The organism is uncultured Dokdonia sp. (assembly GCF_947492815.1).
Lineage (GTDB): Bacteria > Bacteroidota > Bacteroidia > Flavobacteriales > Flavobacteriaceae > Dokdonia.
Map to the genome: position 1 here is coordinate 1 of NZ_CANLOB010000068.1, position 1349 is coordinate 1349.

At 27.5% G+C, this 1349-nt stretch carries 2 protein-coding genes; both read right to left on the reverse strand.

Annotated elements, in window-relative coordinates; all coding sequences use genetic code 11:
• Positions 1-306: 306 nt before the first annotated feature.
• Positions 307-492: a hypothetical protein gene (locus tag Q1A01_RS23515; RefSeq protein WP_299685993.1), complete on the reverse strand. Its 186-nt coding sequence runs from the start codon at positions 490-492 to the stop codon at positions 307-309.
• Positions 493-533: 41 nt separating this feature from the next.
• Positions 534-734: a hypothetical protein gene (locus tag Q1A01_RS23520; protein ID WP_299685996.1), complete on the reverse strand. Its 201-nt coding sequence runs from the start codon at positions 732-734 to the stop codon at positions 534-536.
• Between the last annotated feature and the right edge of the window lie 615 nt (positions 735-1349).

A 1349-nucleotide genomic window follows, 5' to 3' on the forward strand; every position in this document is an offset into this window, starting at 1 on the left:
ATCTATCACAGTATTTAGATCTACTAGTAACCATTGATTAAGGGCATCATTTTCTATAGTTGTTTGTGAATCTATAGTTTCTTCTTCTTGACAGCTGAAGAAAGTGAGTGTTACTAATAATATATAGAGTATTTTCTTTTTCATTTCTACTTAATGTTTAAATGTGACTGTCTAAAAAGATGTAATTTTCGTCAAACTGAACTTGTTTCAGTTTCTCATTAGATTGATAACTAATATTATAAGATTCTGAAATGAATTCAGAATGACATATTAAGTTACTTTTTAGACAGTCTCATAATATTTTATTTAAAGTAAGCAAGAACCGCTCACACAATTTTCAGCACCGGGAAAACCACATGCTGTCCAAGAAGGATGGCAACAATTCCCTGTAGACGATAGTCTACAACAAAAAGCATCTGTATGTCCTCCAATGATTTCTTGTTGTTCTATTTTATTTAAAGTAATTCCTAATGTTATTATAGATTTTAACATAACTGTTGTTTTTTGGTGAATAAAATTTTTATTAAATATTTTTATAACTGTGTAGCAGGTATACAAACATTTGAAGCGCATATAAGTCTTTCTAAAACATTATTATCAAATATATTTGGGCAGTTTTGACAGTCTCCTGTTGTTTCACAATAGAAACCACCTCCACCGCCAGTTCCTCCCTGAATATTTTTTTGATCTTTTTTGTTAAGTGTTTTCCCTAAAGTTGAAATGTTTTTTAACATAATTATTGTTTTTATTATTTAATATTTCTTGAACATTTAAAGACATTCAAGTATCTGTCTAAATTTCTTTCTGTGATCAGAAATTTGTTTTCTGCTCAGTGTTTTTTTAGATATTTTAAAAGAATACGTAATAGGTTAGAAATTTTTTAATAAAATTATGTGTAAAAAATGTTTGTCATGATTCATCCCAGGTAAATGTGCTTTCTTTTGCCTAATAAAGTAGGAATTGTGTAGAATCATGATTTAATCCCAAGTGCTACAGGGACGGGAAGTTTAATTATAGGGATAAACATGTTTGTTACTTGTGATCTTAATATTGTTATTTGTATATAAAACATTCTACATGAGACTACTGTGGAAATTATATACACTTCTGACTCTATGGGATATTATATGTGGATTTTTTTTAAGACACGTGATTAAGAAACTAGTAGTATTTATACTTTTGGATATTATAAATACTACTAGTTCACATGGAATGTAGTACTATGTTAATGTCAATAACTCGTTCTTTTCTTTATGTATATTATTAAAATTTATTGTAAATCCGTAAATAGTCCTAAAGTGAATTAATTTTCGTATATTCTATTGAATTTAAGATGGTTAAATATGAAT